Raw genomic sequence first — 26,678 nt, 5'->3', positions numbered from 1 at the left:
TCGCCACCGACTGGACTTCGACCGGCAAGTTCGCCGCCACGCGGGAGGGGAGGGACTTGTCCGCAGCGGAGAGTTGTGCCGATCGCCTGCGGCAGGTTCCTGCCGCCGAACGTCCGTATGATCCAATGGCTATTTACGTGCACAGTGATCGTATCCCCCGATATTCCGCACGGCGGGACGCACGGTCCGCCGAAGGAAATACCCGGTTCAACTCAGCGCTGCACAGGCCCGCTGAATGCGCGTGCAGGCTTCCTCCAGAACATCGGAGGAAACGGCGTAGGAAATTCGGAACGCCGGCGACAGCCCAAAGGCCCTGCCGTGGACCACGGCGCAGCCTTCCGCCTCCAGCAAATAGGTCGCCAGATCCTCGTCCGTTTCGATCGTCTTTCCGTCCGGCGTCCTGCGTCCGATCAGGCCTGAACAATCCGGATAGACGTAGAAGGCGCCCATCGGCTTCACGAGGCTGAGCCCATCGATCTCGCCAAGCATATCCAGCACCAGATCACGCCGCTTCTGAAAGGCGTCCGCCCGGTCCTTCAGGAAGTCCTGCGGCCCTTCGAGCGCGGCCCGCGCTGCTTCCTGAGCGATGGCGCAGGGGTTTGTCGTCGATTGCGACTGAAGTTTTGCGATGGCCCGCATCAGTTCGCGGGGGCCAGCGGCATATCCGATACGCCAGCCGGTCATCGAATAGGCTTTCGATGCCCCGTTCACGGTCAGCGTACGGCCGGCCAGATCCGGCGCCAGCTGCGCAATGGTGAAGAACTCGAAATCCTCGTAGGTGATATGCTCGTAAATGTCGTCCGCCATGATCCATACATGCGGGTGGCGACGCAGCACTGCGATCAGAGCCTCGATCTCCCCGCGCGTATAGGCCGCGCCCGTAGGATTGGAGGGCGAGTTGAACACGAACCACTTCGTACGCGGCGTGATCGCCGCCTCCAGCTGCGCAGGCGTGATCTTGAACCCCTGCTCCGCGCCGGCGCGGATGAAGACCGGCGTGCCCCCCGCGAACTGCACGACGTCGGGATAGCTGACCCAATAGGGCGCCGGTATGATGACCTCGTCGCCGGAATCAATCGTGGCCATGAAGGCATTGAAGATGGAATGCTTGCCGCCGACATTGATCGTCACTTCGTCGCGCGTGAAATCCAGGCCGTTCTCGCGCTTGAATTTCGCCCGTACCGCATCCTTCAATTCGGGCGTACCGTCCGGCGCGGTATATTTGCTCTTCCCGTCGCGGACGGCCTGTATCGCCGCCTCTCGCGCATGTTCGGGAACGGCGAAGTCCGGTTCGCCTGCACCAAGGCCGATGACGTCGCGGCCTTCCGCCTTCAGCTCGTTGGCGCGCGTCGTTACCGCCACGGTTGGGGACGGTTCGATTCTGCCGACAGCCTTGGAAAGAAATGCCACTGACCTCGCCTCCTTCGCGGGTTTTGTTGCGGAGAGCGCGGTCTAGGCTTGCCCCTTCGCACGTGCAACATCGGAAACGCGCATCAACCCCCTGAGCGAGTTGCCGAGAAAAACCTCTCCGGCGGTAAGATCGTCCGGCGTCAGATCGGCTTCATGCGCCAAACCCGATTGCAGCATCTCGCCGCGCAATACGCCCGGCAAGAGGCCGCGCTTAGCCGGCGGCGTCAGGAAGATGTCGCCGCGCTTCACGAACAGGTTGGTAAAGCTGCCCTCGGTCAGCAGGCCATCGGGACGCACGAAAACGACTTCGTCCGCTTGCGAGGCGCGGCGGGCGGTATCGTAAAATTCCCGGTCGCTGGTCTTATGGTAGAGCCTGATGTCATCCGGCTCCACAGGCAGCGGAAACAGGGCGGCGCGAAGCGGGCCGCGCCCCTCCGGCAGCGGTCCGATATGCACGGCATGGGTGCCGTCGCGGGCGAGCACCAGCCTGACACGCCGCGCCGACATCAGCCGCCCCGTGGCGGCCTGCAGCAAATTCCCGATTGCATGGGTGCTGACCGTAAAGCCCAGGCGCTTCGCGCTCGCCTCCAGCCGCATCATATGCAGGGCCAGCCGCACGACGCCTTCCTGCGGATCGAAACGCATGGTTTCGATCAGATGGAAGGGCCGCGAGCGGCACGTCAGAAAGGCAGCCTTGTCCAGCGTTTCGTTCCATTCCGCGTCCGCCCGCGAGTCCGCAACGATACCGGCACCCACGCCCATGCGAAACCTCGCAGCCGCCGCGTCCGGCCTTTTTCCCTCGAGCACCGCAGTACGGATCGCCACGCTGGCGCAGGCATCGCCGGTCGGCGCGAACCAGCAGAGGCTGCCGGTATAGAGACCGCGCGGCCCCGCCTCGACCTCATCGATGATCTGCGCCGCCCGCACTTTCGGCGCTCCGGTGATCGAACCGCACGGGAACATCGCCGCCAGCACGTCGAAGGCGTCGCGTCCCTCTGCCAGTTTCGCCTTTACGGTCGTCACCATTTGATGAACCGTCGGATAGCTTTCGACGGCAAAGGCTCCGTGGACCTCGACCGAGCCCGGGGCGGCGATCCGTGACAAGTCATTCCTGATCAGGTCGGTGATCATCAGGTTTTCAGCCCGGTTCTTCGGATCCGCGGCGAGTTCCCGCCGCGCCGCAAGGTCGTCCGCAGGCAAGGGGCGTCGGCGCGCCGTGCCCTTCATCGGCCGCGCCGTGACGCGTCCGCGCCGCACACCGAAGAACAGCTCCGGCGACGCTGACAACACCCAGCTTCGGTCCTCGCCGCGCATCAGGGCCCCGAAGGGCATTTGCTGCGTCCTTCGCAGCCGGTCGTAAAGCGCCAGCGGATGTCCCTTTGCGCTGCCGCTTACCGGGAAGGTCAGGTTCGCCTGATAAATGTCGCCAGCGCCGATATACTCCAGGATGCGGCGAAACGACTGCTCATAGCGTGCGCGTTCCACCTGCGGACGAAGGTCGCGGATCTCCGCCTCGCGCCCTCGCACATAAGCGGCGATCTCCTCCCAGTCGCCCCGGTGTTCCCGTTCGTAAATGCCCAGGGACACGAGCGGTCCCGGGGCCTGCGTCCCCGCCATGCGCGGCTCGAATGCGCCGCCCGCCTCATATGCCAAACAGCCCGCGATATAGCGGCCACGCGCCGATTCGCGCCGCGCCTCTGCCAGAACGGCGTTCACATCAGCCAGATCGTAGGCCTCCAGGCGCGCGCTCGCATCCTGGAACGCGCGCACCGACCCGGACGGGCGGGCGTCGTCGAACAGCAGGAACGGGCGTGCCGGGTCGATCAGCATGGCCCCGGCGCTCTAGGCCCCTCGGTCCGCCATGGCTAGGCAGGTTCGAAGTCTGGCCCGGCGCCGATTGACGCCGCCACGCCGCCCGCCCATCTTCCGGTGTATGACACAGACGCCCCCGCCGCTTGCCGCCTGCATCGTTCCCGTCACGCCCCTGCAGCAGAACTGCACGCTTTTCTGGTGCACCGAGACGATGAAGGGCGCGCTCGTCGATCCCGGCGGCGATCTCGACCGGCTGAAGCAGGTCGTTGCCGAGAAGGGCGTGACGCTTGAAAAGCTTCTGATCACGCATGGGCATCTCGATCATTGCGGCATGGCCGGCGTTCTGGCGGAGGATTTATCGCTGCCCATCGAGGGGCCGCATCCTGAGGACAAGTTCTGGATCGATCAGGCCACCGAGCAGGGCGAGCGCTTCGGCATGATCGGCACCCGCCCCTTCACGCCCGAACGGTGGCTGGACGAGGGCGATATGGTGACCGTCGGACGCTTGTCGCTTTCGGTTTTCCACTGTCCGGGACATACGCCGGGCCATGTCGTCTTCTATCATGAACCCTCGAAGCTGCTGATCGTCGGGGATGTCCTGTTCCAGGGCTCGATCGGACGCACCGACTTCCCGCGCGGCAATCATCAGCAGCTTGTCGACGCCATCCAGCAGAAACTGTTCACCCTGCCGGAGGACACGGCCTTCGTGCCCGGCCACGGCCCGATGTCGACCATCGGCCAGGAGAAGCGCACGAACCCGTTTGTCGGCGCCTATGGCTGAACGGGATGCCGCCTAGAATATAAAGCCGAGGGCGAGACCCGCCGCCCAACCGCTGAGGAAGAGGATACAGCCGAAGGTCAGAACCATGCCGAACACCCGCGGCTTGTTCGGGGCCGAAAGCGCCATTCCGCGGGCGTGCAGCAGCCTGCCGAGAACCGTCAGCAATCCGACCAGCCACAGGCCCCAGGGCGCCGCACCGCCATAGGAGGCCTCGACAAGCATCATGAGGACGAGAATCATCGGGGCATATTCGGTGAAGTTCGCATGCGCCCGTGTGCGGGCCAGCATGCGTTCGTCGCCGCCATTGCCCAGCGAAATCTTTCCTGCCACGCGCATTTGCACCACGCGGTACGACAGGATTAGAAGGACGAGGCCCAGCGCGCCGGCCGTCAGAAGCGTTGCGGGAAACATGATGGATCTCCACCTCCTGCAGGGGATCCTCGAACCGGGAGGCTCGGGATTGCCAGATCGAACTATGCCATTCGCGTTTTACTGGCCAGAGCGGGACTTGCATCCGAAATGGGAATCGCTAAATAGCGGCCCTTCATCGGCACCGGTGTCCGGGGCTTGCTTTCCTGCGCCCCGCCATATGCTGCCGATCCTTGGAATTTCAGCGACTGGAACAGGTGCCTCATGGCCGTCCCGAAAAGAAAAGTATCCCCGTCCCGCCGGGACAAACGCCGCGCGCACGACGCCCTGGAAGCCAGGAACTATCAGGAATGCTCCAATTGCGGCGAACTCAAGCTGCCGCACATCGTCTGCGGTTCGTGCGGCCATTATAATGGCCGTGAGGTTTTCGAGGTCGGCCTTTAACGTCGCCCGCAAAGCGGGAAATTCGTCTTGGTAGCGCGTCCTGTAATCGCCATCGATGTCATGGGTGGTGACGAGGGCGCCCCCGTTACGATCGCGGCGGCGGATGTCGCGCGCAGGCGTTATCCGGAACTCAGCTTCCTGATGTTCGGCGACCGCGCGACCATAGACGCAGCCCTCGCTGATTTTCCGCAGCTGAAAGCCTGTTCGACGGTCGAGCACACCGACGTCGAGGTGAAGGGCACCGACAAGCCCAGTCAGGTGCTGCGCAGCGCGCGCCGGTCTTCGATCGGGCTCGCCGTCGCCGCCGTGAAGGCCGGCGATGCCGATGCGGCCGTCAGCGCCGGCAATACGGGCGCACTCATGGCGCTTGCGAAGCTTGGGCTGAAGACCATGCCCGGCATCGACCGTCCGGCGCTTGCCGCTCTCCTGCCGACGATGAAGACCGACAGCGTCATGCTGGACCTCGGCGCGAACTCCGAATGCGATGACGAGAATCTGATTCAGTTCGCAGTCATGGGCGCCGCGTTCGCCCGCATCGTCCTCGGACTCGACCATCCCAAGGTTGGCATCCTCAACATTGGTGAGGAGGAATTGAAGGGTACGGACGACCATAAGGAGGCGGCCGACGCGCTGCGCCTGGCCGGACCCAGTCTCGGCATGCAGTATGAGGGCTTCGTGGAGGGCGACAAGATCGGCCGCGGCGACGTCGATGTCATCGTGTCGGACGGCTTTTCCGGCAATGTCGCGCTGAAAACGATGGAGGGCACGGCCAAGCTTATCGTCGAGCTTCTCCGCAGGGCTTTTCGTTCCAGCCTGTTTTCGATCATCGGGTTCATCATGTCGCGGCGTGTTCTTCGTCAGCTTCGCTCCCATCTCGACCCCAATGCCCATAATGGCGCTGTCTTTCTGGGGCTGAACGGCGTCGTCGTGAAAAGTCATGGCAGCGCCAATGTCGACGGCTTCGCCAATGCCATCGGCGTCGCGCGCGATCTGGTCGTTGACGATATCGGCAATCGCATCGCGACCGATCTTGCCCGCTTCGAACAGCACCGCGCCCTGCCGGAAGCGGCACAATGAGCGGCAAGACGATTCGCCGCGCCCGGTTCGTGGGCACGGGCAGCTACCTGCCTGCCAATATCGTGACGAACGCCGATCTGGCATCGCGCGTCGAAACGAGCGACGAATGGATCGTGGAGCGAACCGGCATTCGCCAGCGGCATCTCGCGGCCGAAGGCGAGTTCACCTCGGATCTTGCCGTCGCCGCCGGGCAAAGGGCTCTGGATGCCGCCGGTCTTTCCGCACGCGACATCGATCTTCTCGTGGTCGCCACCGCCACCCCCGACCAGACATTTCCCGCCACCGCCACCGTCGTCCAGAACAAGCTCGGCATGGGCGACGGCGCTGCGTTCGACGTGGCCGCGGTCTGTTCCGGCTTTCTTTATGGGCTCTCGATCGTCGAGGCGATGCTGAGGGCCGGGCAGCACAAGCGCGCCCTGTTGATCGGCGCGGAAACCTTCAGCCGTATTCTCGACTGGGAAGACCGCGGCACCTGCGTCCTTTTCGGCGACGGAGCGGGCGCGGCCGTCTTGATCGCGGAGGAAACGGACGAGGCAACCGGTCAGGGCGTCCTCGCCACGCGGCTCCACGCCGAGGGTGCCCACAATCAGCTTCTTTACGTCGACGGGGGTCCCTCATCCACCGGAACCGTCGGCAAGCTGCGCATGGCCGGGCGGGAGGTCTTCCGCCATGCCGTCGTCAATCTGGCGGGCGTCGTGAGAGAGGTTCTGGATGCAGCCGACCTGCAGGAATCGCAGATCGACTGGATTGTGCCGCATCAGGCGAATCTGCGCATCCTCGATGCCACCGCCCGGAAACTCGGCCTCGGCATGGACCGCGTCATCGTGACCGTCGACCAGCACGCCAACACGTCCGCCGCCTCCGTCCCCCTGGCACTGGATCAGGGCGTGCAGGACGGGCGGGTGAAGGCCGGCGATCTTCTGATTCTGGAGGCCATGGGCGGCGGGTTCACCTGGGGGGCGAGCGCCGTACGCTGGTAAGTCTTTCCGGTCCCTCCAACTTTTGATATTCAGGGCAGTCAACAACAGGAACCGTGCCATGACAGAATCGAATACGCTGACCCGTGCGGAACTTGGCGATCAGGTCCATGAGGAAGTGGGTCTGTCACGCAGCGAGTCCGTTCAGCTGGTCGAAACGGTGCTGGGCGCCGTGGGCGATGCCCTGGTGCGCGGTGAGAACGTGAAGATTTCTTCCTTCGGCAGCTTCGTTCTGCGCGACAAGAACCGGCGCATGGGGCGCAATCCGAAAACGGGCGAGGAAGTGCCCATCGAGCCGCGCCGCGTCATGACCTTCCGCCCAAGTCAGATCATGCGCGACCGGATCAACGACAAGAATTGACCCTGTTCGGGCGGCGTGCCTGTACGCGTTGCCCGAGCCGCGACCTGAGGAGGTTCCTTGGCCAAGTCTCCCAACGCCTTCCGCACCATCAGCGAAGTGTCCGACGACATCGGCGTGCCGCAGCATGTGCTGCGCTTTTGGGAAACCAAGTTCACGCAGGTCAAACCGATGAAACGGGGCGGCGGCCGCCGCTATTACCGGCCGGAGGATGTCGATCTGCTCCGCGCCATCAACAGCCTTCTCTACAGTGACGGGCTGACCATCAAGGGCGTGCAGAAGCTTCTGCGGGAACGCGGAGCGAAGGCGGTAGCCGCCGGTGATGTCGGCGTCGGCACCGTCCCGGGAGACGATGCAGCGCCGATCCCTCGCTCCGAAACGGACGAAGCTCGCAGCGCCGCCGCGGAAGGCGGACTTCCCTTCTCTGTCCCGCCGGCGCGGGCGGACGGAGGGGATGCCGACATGCTCAGCGAGCTGCGTGCGATCCGTACACGACTTTCCAGCGCGCTTGATGCCGCCCGTTCCGTCTGAAGAACGGTTCCGGCGCTAGCGCGGCCAGGGCGCGCCGAAGAAGGGCGGAGATGATACGCCACTTGGCGGCGGCGGGGCCTGGCGCAGCTGGCGGAAAAAGAAAACGGCGGCGCGCATACCCACGCGCCGCCGCTCTGCAAGTCTTCACGTCCCGCGTCAGGCGGCCTTCGGCGCGGCCTCCCTCACGCTCTCGTCGACATGCTCTTCGAATTGGGCGAAATTCTCGATGAAGCGCCCGACGAGTTCGCGGGCCTTGCGATCATAGGCGTCCTTGTCGTCCCAGGTCCCCCGCGGATCGAGAATGTGCGTATCGACGCCCGGAACCTCGACCGGAACCTGGAACCCGAAGTTCGGGTCGGTGCGGAATTCCGCATCGTTCAGGCTGCCGTCGAGCGCGGCGTTGAGGAGCGCGCGCGTTGCCTTGATCGGCATGCGGTGACCAACGCCGTGCGGACCGCCGGTCCAGCCCGTGTTGACCAGCCAGCAATCCACCCCGCCCTCGGCGATGCGCTTTTTCAGAAGATTGCCGTAGACCGACGGATGACGCGGCATGAACGGCGCACCGAAACAGGTCGAGAAGGTCGCCTGCGGTTCCGTCACGCCGATTTCCGTGCCGGCGACCTTCGCCGTATAGCCCGACAGGAAATGGTACATGGCCTGGTCCGGCGTCAGCTTCGCGATGGGCGGCAGAACGCCGAACGCATCCGCCGTCAGCATGATGACGTTCTTCGGCGGGGGGCCGAGATTCTCTTCCGACGAGTTCGGAATGAAGTCGATCGGATAGGCGCCGCGCGTGTTCTCCGCGAGGCTGGCATCGTCGAAGTCCAGTTCACGCGTGGTCTCGTCCATGACGACGTTCTCCAGCACGGTGCCGAAGCGCCTTGTCGTGGCATAGATTTCCGGCTCCGCCTCTTCCGAAAGTCGGATCATCTTGGCGTAGCAGCCGCCCTCAAAGTTGAAGACTGCCGTGTCCGACCAGCCATGCTCGTCATCGCCGATCAGGGTGCGGCTCGCGTCGGCCGAAAGCGTGGTCTTGCCCGTGCCCGACAGACCGAAGAAGATCGCGGACTTGCCGTCGGGACCGATATTGGCAGAGCAGTGCATCGGCATGATGCCCGCCTCGGGGAGGCGGAAATTCAGAAGGCCGAAGACCGATTTCTTCATTTCGCCGGCATAACGCGTGCCGCCGATCAGGATCATCTTTTCCGTGAAGTTCACCGCGACGATGGTGTCCGAGCGCGAACCATGCCGCTCCGGGTCCGCCCGGAAGCTCGGCAGGTCGATGATGGTGAAGTCGGGCTCGAAGTCCGCCAGTTCGCTCCGCTCCGGGCGGCAAAGCAGCGTCCGGATGAACAGATTGTGCCAGGCCAGCTCGTTGATGACCCGCACTTTCACCCGGTGTTCGGGCTGCGACCCGCCATAGAGGTCCTGGACGAACAGCGTTTCCTTCTCACCCAGCGCCTTCAGGAAGTCCGCCTTCAAATTCGCGAAATGCTCCGGCGACAGCGGCTTGTTGCCGTCATTGAACCAGACCGTGTCCTCCGTCAGCGAATCCTTGACGGTGAACTTGTCCTTCGCGCTGCGGCCGGTGTGCGCTCCGGTCTCCACGACGAGTGCGCCGCCCTTCGACAGCTTGCCCTCCCCGCGCGACACGGCGGTTTCCACCAGCGGAGCCGTCATTAGGTTCCAGTAAAGCTTTGCGGTGGTATCAATGCCCTGCGCCTTCAGATCGTGGGCAGGAACAATCATTTCGGCAGCCACTAGCCGTCTCCTATTTTATCTGATAAATGCGATTAGAATCGGCGGATTGCCGGCCATTTCGCCTGGCCTCCGCATACACGAGAATCGCACGGCCGGTCAAAACTGCCGGTCGGCGGCAGAATGCCGTCCTTTTGCCGCCGCTGGAGTCAGCGGGTGACGCCGCCATCGGTATAAACTAATCGAAGATCATGAGCCCGGACGACGCCGCCCCTTCGCCTTCGCCTTCCCGCGCACCGAGCGCGGGCGGGGCGGGCCTGACGATGGGCGAGCAGAACGCCCCTCCGACGATCGCCCTCGTCGATGACGACCGCAATATTCTGACCACCCTCTCCATCGCACTACAGAATGAAGGCTTCGGCACGCGCATCTACGCCGATCCGCTAACCGCATTGAAGGCACTGGGCGACAATCCGCCAGACCTTGCCATTCTGGATATCAAAATGCCGCGCATGGACGGGATCGAGCTGCTCACGCGGCTGCGCGAGAGGTCTACCGTTCCCGTCATATTCTTGACGTCGAAGGACACGGAGATCGACGAGGCCCTCGGCCTCAGCATGGGTGCGGATGATTATATCGGAAAGCCCTTCTCGCAGCGCCTTCTTGTCGAGCGAATCCGCGCCATTCTGCGCCGCGCGGCACACCGAACCGCCACGGACGCGAACGATGGGGCCGGGGCCGAGGACGTTATCGTGCGCGGACGGCTGACTCTCGATCCCGGCCGCCACCGCGTCCTGTGGGACGGCCGGGACATCGCCATCACCGTCACCGAATTCATGGTGCTGGAGGCCTTGGCGAGCCGGCCCGGCTTCGTGAAATCGCGCGACCAGCTCATGAATGCGGCATATGAGGATGATGTCTATATCGACGACCGAACCATCGACAGCCACATCAAGCGCCTCCGCAAGAAATTCCGCGCCGTCGACGCGGAATTCGACGCCATCGAAACCCTTTACGGCGTCGGCTACCGCTTTACCGAGGGCGCGGACGGGGACTGACGACAGTCAGCTCCGCTGGTCGCGCGGCTGGTCCCTCACGACGCGCATCCTTGCCGTGAACCTCTTCGCCGTGCTGATGCTGGCGGGTGGCATTCTCTATCTCGACTCGTTCCGCCTGCGCCTCCTCGAGCAGCGCCAGTCGCAGCTTCAGGCGGGCGCCTTCCTGGTGGCGATCAGCATCGAGAACGACAGTCCGGCCGACCTGCGACGTCAGATGGCGGCCGCGAGCATCCAGACCGGCACGCGCATTCGCATTTACGACCGAAGCGGAGAGCGCATTTTCGACAGCTGGGCCCTGACGGGGCCGACCTATCGGCTGCGCGATCCGCAAACGGAACCCTGGCAGTTCCGCGCTGCACGCACGCTCGACCGCATCATCGAGGGCGCTGGCGGTGCGGATCCCATTCCCTATCTTGATCTCGGTGCGCCCGACCGGCGCCAGACCTTCGCGGAGGCCGAGACGGCCCTGCGAACGGGGCGCCCCGCCTCGGGCCTGCGGCGCGCGCCGGACCGCACGCCGATGATCTACGCCGCCTCCCCGCTGCCGAACGGCGACGTTCTCACCATGTCGACGAACGCCCGCGACATCACGGAGGTGGTCCGCGACGAACGGCAAACACTCTTCTTCATCTTTCTCGGCGTCGTCGGGCTTTCGATGCTCGTTTCCAGCTTCCTTGCCCGCACCATCGTCCGGCCGCTGCGCCGCCTCGCTCTTGCCGCGCAGCGCGTGCGCCTTGGCCGCTCGCGCGAGGTGACGGTGCCGCGCTTCAAGAAGCGCCGCGACGAGATCGGCGAACTCGCCCGCAGCCTGTCCGACATGACCGCGGCGCTGCGCATGCGGATCGACGCGACGGAGGCTTTCGCGGCCGATGTCGCGCACGAACTCAAGAACCCTCTCGCCTCGCTGCGCAGCGCCGTGGAGGGCCTCGGCAACGTCACCGACGCCGCGCTGCGCGGAGAACTGCTAGCAATCGTCAAGGACGACGTGGCGCGAATCGACCGTCTGATCAGCGATATCTCCCATGCCTCGCGTCTTGATGCCGAACTCAGCCGCGCCATGTTCACGCCCGTCGACCTCGGCGACATGGCGCACGCGCTCGTTGCGCTTTACGAAGAGCGCGGCCTGGATCGGGGGCTGCGAATCCTCATGGAAGCGCCGGAATCCGGGGGTGCCATCGTCATGGGTGACGACAGCCGCCTCGCCCAGGTGGCCGGCAACCTTCTCGACAATGCGCTCAGTTTCTCGCCGGAGGGCGGGGCGGTGCGCCTGCGGGTGGCAAGAACCGGCGAGCGGGTACGGCTGATCGTCGAGGATGACGGACCCGGCATTCCGAGCGGCGCGGAGGAAAAGATCTTCGGCCGCTTCTACTCCGAACGGCCTGAAGCCGAAGGATTCGGACAGCATAGCGGACTCGGTCTCGCCATCGCGCGCGCCATCGTGGAGGCGCATGACGGCACGCTCGTGGCGGGGCGGGCCACGGCCGGGACGGGCGCACGGCTGGAGGCCGTCTTCCCGGCGATCGCGGCATGACCGAGCGCCGCCACGCAACCGCGATCGCCATTGGCGGCCGCGCCGTCCTGCTGCTTGGGCCGAGCGGCAGCGGAAAATCGGACCTGGCGCTGCGTCTGATCGACAGGGGCGCGCAGTTGGTCGCCGACGATCAGACCCTGTTAACGGCAGACGATGGAACGCTGATCGCCGGCGCCGTCCCGGGTAGCGCGGGTCTGCTGGAGGTTCGCGGCGTCGGCATCGTGCGCATGGCCGCCCATCCCCCTGCCCCCGTTGCGCTGGTGGTCGAACTGGGGGAGCGCGGGCCGCGTCTCCCCCGCCCGCGCACGTGCGAAATTTGCGGCATCCACCTGCCCTGCCTGCGGCTGGATGCCGCGCAAGTCTCTGCGCCGATCCGCGTCGAACTGGCGTTGAACGGCGACATTATGGCGATAGACTGACGGCCCATGGCGCAGCCGCTTGCCCCCAACCTATCGTCCGAGGGCGAAGCCCGCCTACCAGGGCTTCTCGTCGTGACGGGGCTCTCCGGCGCGGGAAAGTCGACGGCGCTGCGCGCTCTCGAGGATCGCGGTTTCGAAACCGTCGACAATCTGCCGCTGTCTCTTCTCACCCATCTTCTCGAAACGGCGTCACATTCGCGTCCGCTTGGCGCGCGTCCGATCGCGGTCGGCATCGATACCCGCACGATGAGCTTCGATGCCGAGGCGGTGGTGGCGAAGCTGGCCGCCCTTCGCGACGGGGGGCTGAACGCCCGGCTCTTGTTCCTCGATTGCACCGGCGGTGAGCTCATTCGCCGCTTTTCCGAAACGCGTCGCCGGCACCCGCTGGCTCCCGACCGGCCGGCGAGCGACGGCATCGCCCGCGAACGCGAAATCCTCGAACCCCTCCGCCGCGCGGCGGACACGCTGATCGATACGACGGGATACAGCGTACACGATCTGAAGGCGGCGATGACCAGCCGGTTCGGTCGCAGCGGCAGCGGCGGGCTGACCCTTACACTCATGTCGTTCGGCTTCTCGCGCGGCGTACCGCGGGATGCCGATATGGTGTTCGACATGCGGTTTCTGCAGAACCCGCACTGGGACGACGCGCTGCGGCCGCAGACGGGCCGCGACGTGCCAGTCGGCGATTTCATCGCGCGCGATCCCGCCTTCGCACCGGCGTTCGAGCGCATCGCGGATTTGCTGACCGTTTTGCTGCCGTCCTACATTCGCGAAGGAAAGGCCTATCTTACGGTGGCGATCGGGTGTACGGGTGGCCGCCATCGTTCCGTCTACGTCACCGAGCGATTGGCGGATCATTTGCGGGCAGCGGGGGCGCAGCCGAATGTGATCCATCGCGACCTTCCCCAGCGCGCAGACAGTGCCGAGCGGCGGAGCGAGCGAGCCGACGCAGAGGACAAGGCGGGCAGCGAAACACTTACGGCAGGACTGAGTCATTAGCTTATGATCGGTTTGGTACTGGTTACGCATGGGGGACTGGCGCGCGAATTCGTCAGCGCTCTGGAGCACGTCGTCGGGCCGCAGCAGCAGATCGAATCCATCTGCATTCTGGCGGACGACGATATGGAGGCCCGGCGGCAGGACATCGCGAACGCGGTGAGCGCCGTCGATTCGGGCCGCGGCGTCATCATTCTGACGGACATGTTCGGCGGCACGCCCTCGAACCTCGCCATCTCTCTGATGGGCGCGGATCGTTCCGAGGCTGTGGAGGTCATTGCCGGCATGAACCTTCCCATGCTGATCCGCCTTGCCAGCGTGCGCGGCGAGATGAGCCCGGCAGACGCGATCGAGGCAGCGCAGGAGGCGGGGCGCAAATACATCTCCGTCGCCTCCAAGATACTGGGAGCGGTGGCCTGAGCGGGGCCACGGCCGCAACGGCCGAGATTCGCAACAAACGCGGCCTCCACGCCCGCGCCAGCGCCAAGTTTGTGACGCTGGCGGACGGCTTCGACGCGGATGTCGAAGTGGAGAAGGACGGCGTCACCGCGCCGGGCACGTCGATCATGAGCCTGATGATGCTGGCGGCCGGTATCGGCGATACCATCGCCATCACGGCCACCGGTCCGGAGGCCGATGCGGCCGTCGCGGCTCTCGTCGATCTGGTCGAGACGAAGTTCGGCGAAGAATAGCGCGGGGACGAAGCGTGCCGCGCGAGATCACCAGCTTTTCCAACGAGACGATCAAGCGTGTCCGCGCACTGACGCAGAAGAAACACCGCCAGGCGGAGGGCCTCTTCCTGGCCGAGGGGCTACGTATCTGCACCGAGGCGCTGGAGGCGGGACATGTTCCGCGAATGGTGATCGCCGCGAACGGAGAGCGTCACGCGCTGACACAGCGCCTGATGACCGAAACCGAAACTGCGGGCGGCGAGGCGCTCCTGGTGCCGCCTGCGCTTCTTTCGAAGATTACGGGCAAGGACAATCCACAGGGCGTGGTCGGTGTGTACCGGCTTCTGGAGACCGATCTGCCGCGGCTGGAGCGCGGCGCGGCGAATATTTGGATCGTCTGCGAATCGCTAAAGGATCCGGGCAATCTCGGCACCATATTGCGGACCGCGGATGCCGTCGGCGCCGGCGGCGTCATCCTTCTCGACCAGAGCTGCGATCCCTTCTCTGTCGAGGCGGTGCGCGCATCCATGGGCGCGTTGTTCACAATCCCGATCGCGCAGGCAAATGGCAGCGCCTTCTTCGAATGGCTGCGCGCCGGGCCGGGCATGCTGGTGGGGACCAGCCTCAGAACCGAGCATGATTATCAGGATGTCGAGTATCCGGCTCCGACCTTCATCGTCATGGGCAATGAACAGCGCGGACTGCCGCCTTCCTATGAGCAGGAATGCGACAGGCTGGTGAAGATTCCGATGCGCGGCAAGGCCGACAGCCTCAATGTCGCCGTCAGCTGCGCCGTCATGGTATATGAGGTGCTGAACCAGCGCAGAAGGGGCTGAGGCCATGGCGGGACCGGTCAGGCGAATCGTCACGGGGCACGATGCGGACGGGCGCGCGATCATTCAGGAGGACCGACTCGCTCCCCGTGTCGAGACCATGGGCGGGCCGCGCGGCGCGACCTTCACGGAACTCTGGAACGTGCCGGCCATACCCGCACCCATCGACGCGGCCTCGGGCGAGCCGCCAGAGGACGGCATTCGCCTCGCACCCCCGCCCGGCGGCGCACGCATCCGTATCGTGGATTTCCCGCCCGAGGAGGTCGGCGCAGCCGAGGTGACGCCGGAGGCGGCGCGCGCCCATTTCGCGCATGTCGGCGCAGCCGAGGCGTCGCGCCATCATCCCGGCTCTCGTCATCCCTTCATGCACCGCACCGAAACCGTCGATTACGGCATCGTCATGGAGGGCGAGATCACGCTGCTGCTCGATGTTGGAGAGACGGTGGTGCGTGCCGGCGACATCGTCGTCCAGCGCGGCACCAATCATGGCTGGGCCAACCGATCCGGCGCGCCCTGCCGCATCTGCTTCGTCCTGATCGACGGCAGCTTCGACGATGCGCTGAAGGACGCATGAGCTTGCACGGCGATAAGAATCCCGACGCCGTACGCTTCGACGCCACGGGCACCCTCAAGCGGGATGGTGCCCAGTTCGAACTGTTACGCAACGACTCCGGCAGCCGCGTCCGGCTGATCCTGCCCCGCACCCCCATCGATCTCGTCGAGAAGACGGTGCGGGTAACGGGATGGGAAGTCGAACCCGGCCTGGTGGATGCCGACGGCGTCGCGCCGGCTTAGGCCGTATACCGGGCCGGCACCGGCCCAACGACGCGGGAGGCGTTACCCGCAGCCCTGAATCCGGTGATCGCATCACTGATCGAGTTGGACCCCTGCCTCCGCAGGGGTGACGAGTTCTATGGCGAAATCGCACATCCTGCGATGAACTCGATCGCCACAAGGTGTTGCAGATATAGCGGCAAAAACTCCGAAGCCGTCAACTCCGGTATAAGCGATACGTCGAGTGAACCGGCCGGGCATATCGGTCTCCATAGCGGTCCGAGTTCGCTCGATACCGGTGTCTCGGGCAGGCGAGAACGCGGCCGCGCCGGTGGGTCTTTGAGCGACCAGGATCCTATCCATTCTCGTCGTCTCCGCACTCATTCTCGTCGCGCCTGCGCAGGCAGGGGCCCACCCCCGGCAGCATCCGACGCCTGCTATCACTCAAGCATGAGCGCGAATTCGCTCACCACCGCGCCCCTATTCGGCAGCTTCCCGGTCGGTGACCGAAAGCTTGGTCAGGCTGCGCGGTTCGGTGACGGCCTGGGCCAGCTCGTCGATCTTCTTCTTCGGCGGGTCGATGTGCATGTCCTCGAACCGGCGCGCGGATGTCATGACCTGGCTCTCCAGGCTTCCGACCATCTTGTTATAGGCCCCGGTCGCCTGATCCAGGTTCTTGCCGACCCTCGCCACATGATCGCCCATGGTGGCGAGCCGTTCGTAGAGCTCCTTGCCGAGCGCGGCGATCTCGCGGACATTCTCCGCCGCCTTTTCCTGCTGCCAGACCATCGCCACGGTGCGCGCGATGGCGATCAGGTTGGTCGGCCCGGCCAGAAGCACGCCCTTGTCGAAGGCGCTGTTGAAAAGATTCTGGTCCGTTTCCAGTGCGGCGGCGAGAAAATTCTCCCCCGGCACGAACATGATGACGAAATCGAGCGTATCGTCGAACTGCCGCGTGTAACTCTTGCGGCCCAGTGTATCGACATGCGCGCGGATGGCCTTGGCGTGTGCCAGAAGATGCGCCTGCCGTTCCTCATCGCTTTCGGCGTGCTGCGCATCCTCATAGCTGTTCAGCGACACCTTCGCGTCGATGACGAGGACGCGGTCCTGCGGCAGGTTCACGACGACGTCGGGACGGAACGTACCCTCATCGTTCGACACATGCACCTCCTCCGCGAAGTCGCAGTGCGGCGACAGGCCGGCCATCTCCAGAACGCGGCGAAGCTGATGCTCGCCCCAGCGGCCCCGGGCCTTGGGCGCGTTGCGCAGCGCTCCGACGATGCGCCGCGCTTCTTCGCTGACCTTTTCCTGCCCCGTGCGCACGTCGGCGATAGCCGTGGTGATCGCGCCATAGGCGTTGGCGCGCTTCTCCTCCATCTCCTTCAGCTGCGTCTCGTACTTCGTCAGCGTCTCGCGCATGGGGGAGATCAGCTTGTCGAGCGCTTCGCGGTTGCGTTCGAGGCCCTGCCCCGCCGCTTCCCGGTGCCGCACCAGCGTTTCCTCCGCCCGCTTCAGGAATGTTTCCGTCGACTGACCCAGAGCGGCGTCGGCGAGTTCGCGGAAACGCTTGTCGAGATCCGCCTCCCGCTTCACAAAGGCCCGTTCCTGTTCCGTCAGTCCGCGCTTCAGGTCGACCAGTTCCAGACGATGCTTGTCGAGTTCGTCGATCTTTTCGTTCAGCCGTCGGATATCGCCGCGCAGCCCCTCGACCTCGCGCGCCCGCTCGTGCGCCCCGCTTTCCGCAAGCGCCTTCGCCTGCTCCGCGTCGCGCGTGGCGGAAACGAGGCGTTCCTTCTCCGCCAGCGCGGCATCGCGCGTGGCGCCATGGGCCGCCGCTTCCTCCTCATGCCGGCGGCGGATCGACTCCCGCTCGCTCTTCAGCTCGGCGACCGCCCGGCCCCAGAGAAGCCAGCCGAGCGCCGCCCCCAGCGCAAGAGCGACAAAGACAGCGATAACGAGTTCGGCGGACATGCAACCTCCTGGAGAACGGAACGGGAACCTACGCAGCTCAGAGCCGCCCGTAAAGCGGCCGCCGCATACCGGTCGTCCAGCCCAAGCGCGATTGACAGTTACCGCCCTCCGGACATTGCGGCAGAATCGGAAAAGGAAAGAACGGGGGGACGTCGCGGTGACACTGGATTTCGAGATCGTGGCGGAGGGGCTTGCCTTTCCGGAAGGCCCCGTCTGGATGAAGGACGGGTCGCTGATCTTCGTGGAGATCGCGGCGGGCAAGATCACGCGCCTTGCCCCCGACGGCTCACTGAGGACGGTGGCGGAGCCGGGCGGCGGGCCCAACGGACTTGCTGTTGGTCCGGACGGCGCGCTGTATTGCTGCAACAATGGCGGCTTCGCCTGGACCGATCAGGACGGCATGCTCATCCCGGGCATGGCGGCTGCTGACTACGAAGCCGGCCGCCTCGAGCGGATCGACATCGAAACCGGAGAGGTCATACGCCTGTTCGACAGCATCGACGGGCATGCGCTCTCCGGACCGAACGATCTCGTCTTCGATGCGGACGGCGGATTCTGGTTCACCGATCTGGGCAAGGTCCGCAGCTACGGCCACGACCATGGCGGCCTCTATTACGCCAGGCCGGACACCTCCCTCGTTCGCCGCGCCGCCTTCGGCCCCAATATGAACGGCGTCGGCCTCTCCCCCGACGGAAGGACCGTCTACGCCGCGCTGACGAACGACCGGCAGATCATCGCCATGGACGTAACAGGCCCAGGGGCGGTCGGGGCCCCTGCCCTCGCCGGCTTTCCAGGCCGCGTGGTGCACGGCTGGGCCGGGCGTACGCTTCTCGATTCCCTTGCTGTCGATGCGGAGGGACATGTGTGCGTCGCGACGCTGCTTGAAACGCCGGGCATTGCCTCGGTCGATCCGGCATCGGGCGCCATCACGCACTATGACTTTCCGGACCTTCTGACGACGAACATCTGTTTCGGCGGCGCAGACATGCGCGATGCGTGGATATGCCTGTCGGCCACCGGCCGGATCGCCAAGGTCCGCTGGCCGCGCGCGGGCCTCGAACTTGCGCATTATGCTTGAGTTTACGGCCTAGAGGCGGCGGAGAAAGCACGCTAAGCCCGCGATCATGGACGGCGTGCAGTTGCAGGAAACGGAGAACGGGAAAGGGGCGCTGATCACGGTCAGCGGCCGCCTGACCGTCCGGTTCGCGGATCAGTTCTCGCCGAAATTTCGCGACCTCGAAGCGCGGGACGGCCCCCTTCAAGTCGACATATCGGACGCGGACCGCATCGACACGGTCGGCGCCTGGGTGCTCTATCGCCTGCGCAGCGTGCGCCAGGAAGCGGGAAAAGAGACCGAGATCGTTGGCGCGTCTGACGATATGGAGCAGCTGATCCAGCAGATCGGCGATGCGAAGCTCGATACGCGCATGCGTCCGGAAAAGCGGGGCGGGCCGCTCGGTCTCCTCGAACGCTTTGGCGGCCATATCGTCGAGGGGACGCTGCAGCTTGGCGCATTCCTGGCCTTTCTGGGCGTGACGATGATGGCGCTCGGCCGAACGGTTCTGCATCCCCGCCGCCTGCGCGGCGCAGCCATCTTCCGCCAGGCGGAAACCGTCGGCGTGGAGGCGCTGGGCATTATCGGCCTGATGAGCTTCCTCGTCGGGATTGTTATCGCGCAGCAGGGCGCGGTCCAGCTGCGCCAGTTCGGCGCGGAGGTGTTCGTCATCAATCTCGTCGGCCGCATCACCTTTCGGGAGCTCGGCGTGCTGATGACGGCGATCATGGTTGCCGGCCGGTCGGGCAGCGCCTTTGCCGCACAGCTCGGATCGATGAAGCTGGCGGAGGAGATCGACGCCATGCGGACGATCGGCATGCCGCCCATCGAAGTGCTGGTGCTGCCGCGCCTTCTCGCGGCCGTCCTCGCCATGCCGCTGCTCGCCTTTTACGGATCGATCATGGCGATCGGCGGCGGCACGCTCGTCAGTTGGCTGCAACTCGGCATTCCGCCGGCCACCTTCATCAGCCGGCTGCAGGAGGTGGTCCCGATCACCGATGTTTGGGTGGGTCTGATAAAGGCGCCGGTCTTTGGCCTCATCATCGCCGTCGCAGGTTGCTTCCAGGGCTTGCAGGTCGAGGGGAATGCCGAGGAGGTGGGGCGGCGCACGACGGCCGCCGTCGTGCAGGCGATTTTCCTCGTCATCGTGCTCGATGCCTTCTTCGCCGTGTTCTTCTCGATGCTGGGATGGCTCTGATGACGGATGGCAACGACCAGTCCGCCAGGCCTGTCGCCATCAACGGCCGCAAGGGCGAGGCCGTGATCGAGGTGAAAAATCTCGTGAACCGCTTCGGGGACCAGACGGTCCACGAGGATCTCGACCTGACGGTAAAGCGCGGCGAGATTATCGGCGTCGTCGGCGGTTCGGGCACAGGCAAGACCGTACTGATGCGCTCGATCCTCAGCCTGCAGCATTTCGCCAGCGGCGAGATCAGCATTTTCGGAAAGCCGGTGACAGGCCTTGCGGAGGGCGAGGAGCTGGAGGTGCGCCGGCAATTCGGCGTGCTGTTCCAGAATGGCGCGCTGTTTTCCACGCTGACCGTTGCGGAAAACGTGCAGGTGCCACTGCGTGAATTCTTCCACATGCAGCAGGATCTGATGGACGAGATCGCGGCCTACAAGCTGGGGCTGACCGGCCTCGGTCCGGAGGCGGCACCGAAATATCCGAGCGAACTGTCAGGCGGTATGCGCAAGCGCGCCGCCCTCGCCCGCGCCCTCGCACTCGACCCGCGCCTGCTCTTTCTCGACGAACCCACGGCGGGCCTCGACCCGGTCGGCGCCGCGGCGTTCGACAATCTGATCCTGGACCTGAAGGAATCGCTGGGCCTGACAGTGTTTCTGATCACGCACGATCTCGACACGCTCTATGCGATCTGCGACCGGGTGGCGGTGCTGGCCGACAAGAAGGTTCTCGCCGCCGCGCCGATAAAGGAGCTGCTCGAGATCGATCACCCCTGGATTCAGGAATATTTTCATGGCCCCCGAGGGCGTGCGGCTCTTGCGGGCGCGGACGCGAACCAGCAGATGGCATAGCGAATGGAAACGAAATCCAACCATGTTCTCGTCGGCGCCGTGGCGCTGCTCCTGTTCGTCGCGCTGTTCGGCTTCATTCTCTGGATCGCGCGCTTCGATACCGGCAACGAGAAGGATTATGACGTTTTCTTCGAAAGCGTCTCCGGCCTGGCACGGGGCAGCGCCGTCAATTATTCCGGTGTTCCGGTTGGCAGCGTGCGGGAAATCGCGATCCTGCCCGATTCTCCCGAATTCGTACGCGTGCGCATCCGCGTGCAGCAGAACACACCGATCCTGCAGGGGACACGCGCGACCCTGTCGTCCGTCGGCTTTACCGGCGTCGCCATCGTTTCCCTCGACGGCGCCATGAAGGGCGCGCCGCCCATTTCTGAGGACGGCCCCTTCGGCGTGCCGGTGATCCCGACGGCACCGGGCACCATCGATTCCCTCCTGAACGCAGCGCCGCAGCTTCTCGATCAGGTGACCGAACTGACGGAGCGCCTGACGCTGTTCCTTGACGACCGGAACATGGAATCGATCGCCGGAATTCTCGAAAATACGCAAAGGGTGACCGGCGCTCTCGCCGCGCGCGATGAGGATATTTCCGCCAGCGTGACAGAGGCGCGGCAGATCCTCGCCAATCTGCAGGAGGCGACAGGCAGTATTTCCCGCCTCGCGGACAGTTCCGCCGCCCTGATCGATGAGGAGGGGCGCCCGACGCTCGCGCAATTGCGCCAGACCCTGGTCCGCACCGACGCGGCGTTGACGCAGATCGAGCAGGTCGCTGCGCGCTCCGGCGATACTGTCGACAGGGTGAACCAGCAAACCCTGCCGGAAGTGAATTTGCTGCTGCGGGACTTGCGGCGGGCATCCTCCTCTCTCGGCGCCATTGCGTCCAAGCTGGACGAGGATCCTGCCGGAGCGCTGATCGGCGGACGAACGCTGCCCACATACGAGCCCGGAGAAAGCGAATGAAGCTGGGTGCCCCCCTGATCCTCGGCGCTGCGTTGCTGAGCACCGCCTGCGGACCGCTGGTGCAGATCGGCGGCAATGCCGAGCCGCCGGCCAGCCTTCTGACGATTGCCTCCACGGCACCGCCGCCCGCCGCAACCCGCGGCGACCCTGTGCTGATTGCCATGCCCTCCGTCCCTGGCAAGCTGCAGACCCTGCGCGTTCCCGTCACGACAGCGACCAACGAAATCAAGTATCTGGGTAGCGCCGCCTGGATCGAGCAGCCGAACCGCCTGTTCCAACGTGTGCTTGCTGCGCAGTTCGCGGCGGTGACCAACCGGCCTGCCGTCGACGAACGAACGCCCGACGTCGTCCCCTCGGCGCGCCTTTCCGGAACGCTCACGGAATTTGGCCTCGACGTCAGCGGCGGCTCCGAAGTGGTGGTTGCCTATGACGCCGTGCTGACCTCGTCGCGCGGCGGTTTCGTCGGCAGCCGGCATTTCGAGGCAAGGCGCCCGGCGACGCAGGAAACGGGACCGGCCGTCGCCGCCGCTCTCGGCGAAGCAGCGAACGAGGTGGCCGCCTCGGCGGCGGCATGGGCCGCTCAGGGCCTCTAACGGCTTCGAGGAACCTCAGCGGGGCGAGGCCGGTTATAATCTCCAAAAGGGGGCCGCGGTCGAGCGGCCGCAAATGGGAGACGATAATGCCGCTCAACGCGATGAAAACCCTTGCCCTGTGCACTGCTGCGTCCCTGACGGTCGCGGGCTGCATGGCACCGTTCGACCCGGAGAATCCGCGCGCCGTCAGCGCATCCGACAGGCAATCCGGCGCTCAGGCCCACCCGCAGATTCTCGCAGAGTTCGGCGGCTCGTACGACGGCCCCGGCACGGACATGGTGCGCCGGGTTGGACGACAGGTCGCGATCGAGTCCGGACTGTCTACCGATGGGAGCAACTGCACCGTCACGCTGTTGAACTCCAGCGTCGTCAATGCCTTCGCCATTCCGGGCTGCTACACATATGTGACGCGCGGACTGCTGGCGCTGATGGACAATGAGGCGCAGCTGGCGTCCGTTCTGGGGCATGAGGTCGGACATGTGGCAGCGAGCCACAGTCAGCGCCGCCAGAACGCCGCCCTCGGCTCCGGCCTCCTCGGCGTGCTTGCGGGCGTCCTGACCGGGTCGGGCCAGATCGCGCAGCTCGCTGGACAGATCGGACAGGTCTGGACGCTCAGCTATTCGCGAGATCAGGAATATCAGGCCGACGATCTCGGTATCCGCTATATGACGAGTGCGGGATACAATCCCTATGAATCCGCCGATGTTCTCGACGCGCTCGGCCAGCAAGCGGCGCTGGAGGCGCGCATTCGCGGTCAGGATGAAGCGTCGCAGATTCCGGCATGGGCCCGCACCCACCCTCTTTCGGCCGACCGCGTCGCGCGGGCCACGGCCAAGGCGAAAGAGACGGGCATGCAGCCGGGTCAGGGTCGGGAGGAAGCCGCCGCCTTCCTGTCGGCGATCGACGGCATCATCTACGGCGACGCGCCGGAGCAGGGTTATGTCGATGGCCACCGTTTTGCGCACCCGACGCTTCGGCTCGCCTTTACGGTGCCGGACGGCTTCTACCTGAACAACGGCGCCGCTGCGGTGACGGCCACCAACGGTGACACGCCGGTGCAAATTCAGTTTTCCGGCGGCAGCGCGGGGAGCCCCTCTGCCCTCGCACAGCAGGCGCTAAGCGGCATTCTCGGCCAGGCGGCACAGAATGCTCAGGTCACGCAGGTCGAGACCGGCAGCGTCAATGGCATGGCGACGGCAACGCAGCAGGCCCGGGTCGCGACGCAGAGCGGGCAAACCGACGTAACGGTCGTCGCGATCCAGTATGACTCGTCGAAATCCTATTATTTCGCGTTCGTCTCTCCGGCGAACGTCGACGACAGCAGGATCATCCAATCGACGGTCGGGAGCTTCGAAAAGCTGTCGAGCGCGGAGGCTGCCGCCCTCAATCCGCGCGTCATCGACGTGGTGACGGTGACGTCGGGCGACACAGTGTCGTCACTGGCCCGCCGCATGGCCTTCGACGATTATCGCGAGGAGCGCTTCCGCGTCCTCAACGGGCTTTCCGCGAACGACGGGTTGCAAGCCGGCGAACAGGTCAAAATCGTTGTAGAGCAGTAGCAAAAAAGGGGAGCCAGCAACAGCTGCTCCCCTTTTTTTTTAGCGAGTACGACCCGTCTTACTGACCAGCTTGGTTCGTCGTCGTCGTGCTCATCTTGTTCGATGCGGTATTGAACGTGTTGCCGACGCTGTCGCCAAGTGCGCTCATGGCGCCCATGGCTGCAACGGCGATAAGGGCGGCGATCAGACCGTACTCAATGGCGGTCGCGCCTTCCTCGTCGCGGCGGAAATTACGGATGAAGGACATGAGATTCTCCTTGGTTACGGTACGTATCTGACGCGAATGTGCTGCTTGGCCCGGTCCTCGATGGGTCAGCATTGCCCGGTTTACTCTGGGTCTCTTGAGAACATCTTAATGGCGGGCGGACTTTTTGGGGCGACTGGTCAGACCATTGTAATTGTGTCCGAAATTTGATCCGAATCGGACAGTGGAGCCGTTCGATCCGCTAGCCCATCGCTCCGACGGACTCGTTCTTCACTCCATCCCACATGTTTTCGAGGCTTTCTCCGAACGCGTTGAACCCGGCGAGCGCGGCAATCGCGATGAGGCCGGCAAGCAATCCGAACTCGATGGCCGTCGCCCCGCGCCGATCCCTGTTCAGCCGGCGGAAAAATAAACTCATGCCCTGGACCTTTGCTTCGCCGATCGACTGCGCAAGGCGGTCTACCCCTTGGCGGTTAACAAAAGACTGGCGCCAAAGGCAGCGAGGCGATTAACCGTGCGCGCTCATGTCCAAGCCTACAATCCTCGTTTCCGCCGCCGCCCTTGTCGACCGGGATGGCCGCGTCCTTCTTGCCCAGCGTCCCGCAGGAAAGCATCTCGCCGGCACATGGGAGTTTCCCGGAGGAAAGATCGATCCTGGCGAGAGTCCGGAACTCGCGCTGATCCGGGAGCTGGACGAGGAACTGGGCATCTCGACACACAGCTCCTGTCTGTCGCCCATCGCCTTCGCCAGCCACGAGTATGACGAGTTTCATCTGATCCTGTTGCTGTTCGTCTGCCGGAAATGGACCGGCCGGCCGGAGGGACGGGAGGGTCAGGCGCTGCGGTGGGCACGCCCGGCCGCCATGTTCGACATCGACATGCCGCCGGCCGACCGGCCGCTCATCGGCCTGCTCGATGCGCTGGTCTGACGCACCGTCCAAAGCTCCAGCGGACCCCCGCTATTCTCCCGGAGCCTCCGGCGCTCTTCCCGTCAGCGTCAGGATTTCCGCCTGCGCCTCGATACGCTGATCGGCCCCGGTATGGGCCGCTGCCAGCAGCGCGCCCACCTGCCCCCTTCCCATGGGCGCCCGCTCACGCGCTGCCAGCACATTCGTCTCACCCATGCCGCGAAGATCGCGCACCATGTCCTGCGCCCCCCTGTATTTGACCGTTATCCAATGCTGATCGACGACGGGATCGACAAAGCCGGCTCGCTGCAGCAGGCCCGGAGCTTCGGCGGGGTCCACCATCGGCAACAGGCGGGGTGAGGCGCCGCTGCTTGCTTCCATCTCCGCATGCAGCAGCGCACTGCGCTGCGCCGCAAAGGAGGCGCCGCCCACGAAAGCGGCCAGAAAGACCCCGCCCGGCCGGAGAAGCCGGCGAATTTGCACCAGGGCGCCGGGTAGGTCGTTGACGCTATGCAGGCTGAGCGCCGACACGACGATGTCGAAACTGTCCTCGGCAAAGGGCAGGCGGTCCTCGTCGCACACCACGCCTCGAAGCGGTGCGGCAAACCCATAGGCGCTGTCGGTCGCGATCAGCGTCTTGGCGCCGATACGCGCGCCCAGCCGTCCGTCATGAGCGCCAAGGTCCAGGCAGCGCGCCCAGCGCCGATCGAACCCAGCGGCCCGGCCGGCCAGATCTTCGCTGACCGCATCCTTCAGGAAAGCGAACTCTCCATATCGTTTGACGGCACGCTCACGCGCGCGGCGGCGAGCGTTGCGGTCGAATGGCGCGATCCTGTTTTCGTCGTCGTTCATGCGCGCACGCATATAGGCAGCGCGCGCAGAGCCTGTAAGGTCGCTGTCATGTTTCGCCGCGCCGCCGACGCCCTTCTCGATCTCGTTCTGCCGCCGCGCTGCCCATCGTGCCGTGAGATCGTCGTTGAGGATCGGCGTTTCTGCTCGGCGTGCTGGCAGCAGCTCTCCTTCCTGACGGACCCTTGCTGCGCAATATGCGGATTGCCGTTCGACGTTGAAATGGCCGCAGCCGCGCAGTGCGGTGCGTGTGCGGACACGCCGCCGCCCTACCGCCGTGCACGCGCCGCCTTCCGCTATGAGGGCGCCGTCGTTCCCGTCCTCCTCGGTTTCAAACATGCCGCGCGTACGCATCTCGCGCTGTTGATGGCAGAGCAGATGCTGCGCCTGATGCCGGCCACCGAAGCCGATCAGTTGCTCGTGCCCATCCCGCTCGATACGCGCCGCCTGCGTCAGCGCGGCTACAATCAGGCGGGATTGCTGGCACTGGCGCTGGCACGGCTTAGCGGCATTCCAATGGCGCTTTCGGCAATGCAGCGGGTAAAGCCGACGCATTCTACGGCGGGTCTCGGCCGCGCCGCCCGTTTCCGCGCGGCGAAGGGCGCCTTTCGCGCCGACCGGACCCGTGTCGAGGGACGACGCGTTGTGCTAGTGGACGATGTGATGACGACGGGCGCGACGGTGAACTCCGCGGCCGCGATCCTCGTCCGCTCCGGGGCGGCATCGGTCGACGTGGTGACGTTCGCCCGTGCTCTGCCGACGGACCGAAAGGAATTCATAACGGCTGCCGAATAAGCTCGCGGCAGCCG

General features: G+C 65.0%; 30 protein-coding genes and 1 pseudogene. 23 read left to right on the top strand and 8 right to left on the bottom strand.

The window, feature by feature from the left end; genetic code table 11:
* Positions 1 to 207: 207 nt before the first annotated feature.
* Both C725_RS10450 and pabB read right to left on the bottom strand, forming a co-directional pair.
* Positions 208 to 1,410, bottom strand: coding sequence for a pyridoxal phosphate-dependent aminotransferase (locus C725_RS10450; RefSeq protein WP_008602695.1), 1,203 nt, complete (start codon positions 1,408 to 1,410; stop codon positions 208 to 210).
* Between the two features lie 42 nt (positions 1,411 to 1,452).
* Positions 1,453 to 3,240 (bottom strand): aminodeoxychorismate synthase component I, encoded by a 1,788-nt coding sequence (gene pabB, locus C725_RS10445; protein ID WP_008602693.1) that lies wholly within the window; start codon positions 3,238 to 3,240, stop codon positions 1,453 to 1,455.
* A 103-nt stretch (positions 3,241 to 3,343) separates the two neighbouring features.
* Here pabB and C725_RS10440 point away from each other — a divergent pair, with 103 nt between their 5' ends.
* Positions 3,344 to 4,003 carry an MBL fold metallo-hydrolase gene (locus tag C725_RS10440; protein ID WP_008602690.1) on the top strand — a complete coding sequence of 220 codons (660 nt, stop codon included), beginning with the start codon at positions 3,344 to 3,346 and terminating at the stop codon, positions 4,001 to 4,003.
* A gap of 12 nt (positions 4,004 to 4,015) precedes the next feature.
* Here the strand turns inward: C725_RS10440 and C725_RS10435 are convergent, their stop codons facing one another.
* Complete coding sequence (locus C725_RS10435) at positions 4,016 to 4,414, bottom strand: MAPEG family protein (protein WP_008602688.1); 399 nt, start codon at positions 4,412 to 4,414, stop codon at positions 4,016 to 4,018.
* A gap of 222 nt (positions 4,415 to 4,636) precedes the next feature.
* Here C725_RS10435 and rpmF point away from each other — a divergent pair, with 222 nt between their 5' ends.
* From rpmF to C725_RS10410, 5 genes are read left to right on the top strand one after another with little or no spacing between them, the layout of a single operon-like run.
* Positions 4,637 to 4,816, top strand: coding sequence for a 50S ribosomal protein L32 (gene rpmF / locus C725_RS10430; RefSeq protein WP_008602686.1), 180 nt, complete (start codon positions 4,637 to 4,639; stop codon positions 4,814 to 4,816).
* A 27-nt stretch (positions 4,817 to 4,843) separates the two neighbouring features.
* Positions 4,844 to 5,893 (top strand): phosphate acyltransferase PlsX, encoded by a 1,050-nt coding sequence (gene plsX, locus C725_RS10425; RefSeq protein WP_008602684.1) that lies wholly within the window; start codon positions 4,844 to 4,846, stop codon positions 5,891 to 5,893.
* Positions 5,890 to 6,873: a beta-ketoacyl-ACP synthase III gene (locus C725_RS10420; RefSeq protein WP_008602683.1), complete on the top strand. Its 984-nt coding sequence runs from the start codon at positions 5,890 to 5,892 to the stop codon at positions 6,871 to 6,873. The genes plsX and C725_RS10420 overlap by 4 nt, the downstream gene beginning before the upstream one ends.
* Positions 6,874 to 6,931: 58 nt before the next feature.
* Complete coding sequence (gene ihfA, locus C725_RS10415) at positions 6,932 to 7,231, top strand: integration host factor subunit alpha (RefSeq protein ID WP_008602681.1); 300 nt, start codon at positions 6,932 to 6,934, stop codon at positions 7,229 to 7,231.
* Between the two features lie 57 nt (positions 7,232 to 7,288).
* Positions 7,289 to 7,759 (top strand): MerR family transcriptional regulator, encoded by a 471-nt coding sequence (locus C725_RS10410; protein WP_008602680.1) that lies wholly within the window; start codon positions 7,289 to 7,291, stop codon positions 7,757 to 7,759.
* A gap of 156 nt (positions 7,760 to 7,915) precedes the next feature.
* Here C725_RS10410 and C725_RS10405 read toward each other — a convergent pair whose 3' ends face one another.
* On the bottom strand, positions 7,916 to 9,508 hold the full coding sequence (locus C725_RS10405; RefSeq protein WP_038282875.1) for a phosphoenolpyruvate carboxykinase: 1,593 nt from the start codon (positions 9,506 to 9,508) through the stop codon (positions 7,916 to 7,918).
* Between the two features lie 272 nt (positions 9,509 to 9,780).
* Between C725_RS10405 and C725_RS10400 the strand changes: the two genes are divergently transcribed.
* The 9 genes and pseudogenes from C725_RS10400 to C725_RS10360 all read left to right on the top strand — a co-directional run bounded on the left by C725_RS10400 (position 9,781) and on the right by C725_RS10360 (position 15,763).
* Complete coding sequence (locus C725_RS10400) at positions 9,781 to 10,515, top strand: response regulator transcription factor (protein ID WP_038282873.1); 735 nt, start codon at positions 9,781 to 9,783, stop codon at positions 10,513 to 10,515.
* A gap of 31 nt (positions 10,516 to 10,546) precedes the next feature.
* Positions 10,547 to 12,046, top strand: a pseudogene (locus tag C725_RS16845) (ATP-binding protein); the annotation flags it as partial.
* On the top strand, positions 12,043 to 12,465 hold the full coding sequence (locus tag C725_RS10390) for an HPr kinase/phosphorylase (RefSeq protein ID WP_008602676.1): 423 nt from the start codon (positions 12,043 to 12,045) through the stop codon (positions 12,463 to 12,465). The pseudogene C725_RS16845 and the gene C725_RS10390, both read left to right, overlap by 4 nt.
* A 6-nt stretch (positions 12,466 to 12,471) precedes the next feature.
* A complete protein-coding gene (gene rapZ / locus C725_RS10385; RefSeq protein WP_008602675.1) occupies positions 12,472 to 13,467 on the top strand; it encodes an RNase adapter RapZ in 996 nt (331 codons plus the stop codon).
* 3 nt (positions 13,468 to 13,470) lie between these two features.
* On the top strand, positions 13,471 to 13,884 hold the full coding sequence (locus tag C725_RS10380; protein ID WP_008602674.1) for a PTS sugar transporter subunit IIA: 414 nt from the start codon (positions 13,471 to 13,473) through the stop codon (positions 13,882 to 13,884).
* Positions 13,881 to 14,156, top strand: a complete 276-nt coding sequence (locus C725_RS10375; protein WP_038282929.1) for an HPr family phosphocarrier protein — start codon at positions 13,881 to 13,883, stop codon at positions 14,154 to 14,156. The genes C725_RS10380 and C725_RS10375 overlap by 4 nt, the downstream gene beginning before the upstream one ends.
* A 14-nt stretch (positions 14,157 to 14,170) precedes the next feature.
* Positions 14,171 to 14,971 (top strand): TrmH family RNA methyltransferase, encoded by an 801-nt coding sequence (locus tag C725_RS10370; protein ID WP_008602672.1) that lies wholly within the window; start codon positions 14,171 to 14,173, stop codon positions 14,969 to 14,971.
* A gap of 4 nt (positions 14,972 to 14,975) precedes the next feature.
* Positions 14,976 to 15,542, top strand: a complete 567-nt coding sequence (locus C725_RS10365) for a cupin domain-containing protein (protein WP_008602671.1) — start codon at positions 14,976 to 14,978, stop codon at positions 15,540 to 15,542.
* Positions 15,539 to 15,763 carry a DUF5818 domain-containing protein gene (locus C725_RS10360; protein ID WP_051051342.1) on the top strand — a complete coding sequence of 75 codons (225 nt, stop codon included), beginning with the start codon at positions 15,539 to 15,541 and terminating at the stop codon, positions 15,761 to 15,763. The genes C725_RS10365 and C725_RS10360 overlap by 4 nt, the downstream gene beginning before the upstream one ends.
* Positions 15,764 to 16,222: 459 nt before the next feature.
* On the opposite strand, the gene C725_RS10355 is transcribed toward C725_RS10360, so the two are convergent.
* Positions 16,223 to 17,713, bottom strand: coding sequence for a DNA recombination protein RmuC (locus tag C725_RS10355; RefSeq protein ID WP_008602669.1), 1,491 nt, complete (start codon positions 17,711 to 17,713; stop codon positions 16,223 to 16,225).
* 157 nt (positions 17,714 to 17,870) lie between these two features.
* On the opposite strand from C725_RS10355, the gene C725_RS10350 reads away from it, so the two are divergent.
* The 6 genes from C725_RS10350 to C725_RS10325 all read left to right on the top strand — a co-directional run bounded on the left by C725_RS10350 (position 17,871) and on the right by C725_RS10325 (position 23,907).
* The gene (locus tag C725_RS10350; RefSeq protein ID WP_008602668.1) at positions 17,871 to 18,791 is read left to right on the top strand and encodes an SMP-30/gluconolactonase/LRE family protein; all 921 of its coding nucleotides are present in this window, start codon (positions 17,871 to 17,873) and stop codon (positions 18,789 to 18,791) included.
* A gap of 46 nt (positions 18,792 to 18,837) precedes the next feature.
* Positions 18,838 to 19,965, top strand: a complete 1,128-nt coding sequence (locus C725_RS10345) for an ABC transporter permease (RefSeq protein ID WP_008602667.1) — start codon at positions 18,838 to 18,840, stop codon at positions 19,963 to 19,965.
* Positions 19,965 to 20,801, top strand: a complete 837-nt coding sequence (locus C725_RS10340; protein WP_008602666.1) for an ABC transporter ATP-binding protein — start codon at positions 19,965 to 19,967, stop codon at positions 20,799 to 20,801. The genes C725_RS10345 and C725_RS10340 overlap by 1 nt, the downstream gene beginning before the upstream one ends.
* A 3-nt stretch (positions 20,802 to 20,804) precedes the next feature.
* Positions 20,805 to 21,755: an MlaD family protein gene (locus C725_RS10335; protein ID WP_008602665.1), complete on the top strand. Its 951-nt coding sequence runs from the start codon at positions 20,805 to 20,807 to the stop codon at positions 21,753 to 21,755.
* A complete protein-coding gene (locus C725_RS10330) occupies positions 21,752 to 22,348 on the top strand; it encodes an ABC-type transport auxiliary lipoprotein family protein (RefSeq protein ID WP_008602664.1) in 597 nt (198 codons plus the stop codon). The genes C725_RS10335 and C725_RS10330 overlap by 4 nt, the downstream gene beginning before the upstream one ends.
* 86 nt (positions 22,349 to 22,434) lie before the next feature.
* Entirely contained in the window at positions 22,435 to 23,907 is a 1,473-nt protein-coding gene (locus C725_RS10325; protein WP_008602663.1) for a M48 family metalloprotease, read from the top strand.
* Positions 23,908 to 23,965: 58 nt separating this feature from the next.
* Here the strand turns inward: C725_RS10325 and C725_RS10320 are convergent, their stop codons facing one another.
* Positions 23,966 to 24,154, bottom strand: a complete 189-nt coding sequence (locus C725_RS10320; protein ID WP_008602662.1) for a Flp family type IVb pilin — start codon at positions 24,152 to 24,154, stop codon at positions 23,966 to 23,968.
* 199 nt (positions 24,155 to 24,353) lie between these two features.
* Positions 24,354 to 24,530 (bottom strand): Flp family type IVb pilin, encoded by a 177-nt coding sequence (locus tag C725_RS10315; protein ID WP_008602661.1) that lies wholly within the window; start codon positions 24,528 to 24,530, stop codon positions 24,354 to 24,356.
* Positions 24,531 to 24,636: 106 nt separating this feature from the next.
* Between C725_RS10315 and C725_RS10310 the strand changes: the two genes are divergently transcribed.
* Positions 24,637 to 25,041, top strand: a complete 405-nt coding sequence (locus C725_RS10310; RefSeq protein ID WP_008602660.1) for a (deoxy)nucleoside triphosphate pyrophosphohydrolase — start codon at positions 24,637 to 24,639, stop codon at positions 25,039 to 25,041.
* Between the two features lie 30 nt (positions 25,042 to 25,071).
* Here the strand turns inward: C725_RS10310 and C725_RS16425 are convergent, their stop codons facing one another.
* A complete protein-coding gene (locus C725_RS16425) occupies positions 25,072 to 25,872 on the bottom strand; it encodes a class I SAM-dependent methyltransferase (RefSeq protein ID WP_160165727.1) in 801 nt (266 codons plus the stop codon).
* A gap of 48 nt (positions 25,873 to 25,920) precedes the next feature.
* On the opposite strand from C725_RS16425, the gene C725_RS16420 reads away from it, so the two are divergent.
* Complete coding sequence (locus tag C725_RS16420; protein ID WP_008602658.1) at positions 25,921 to 26,664, top strand: ComF family protein; 744 nt, start codon at positions 25,921 to 25,923, stop codon at positions 26,662 to 26,664.
* The last annotated feature ends 14 nt before the right edge of the window (positions 26,665 to 26,678 follow it).

This window comes from Pacificimonas flava (assembly GCF_000342165.1).
Lineage (GTDB): Bacteria > Pseudomonadota > Alphaproteobacteria > Sphingomonadales > Sphingomonadaceae > Pacificimonas > Pacificimonas flava.
The sequence above is the reverse complement of the archived record's forward strand: the minus strand, read 5'-3'. Positions and strand labels throughout refer to the sequence as shown.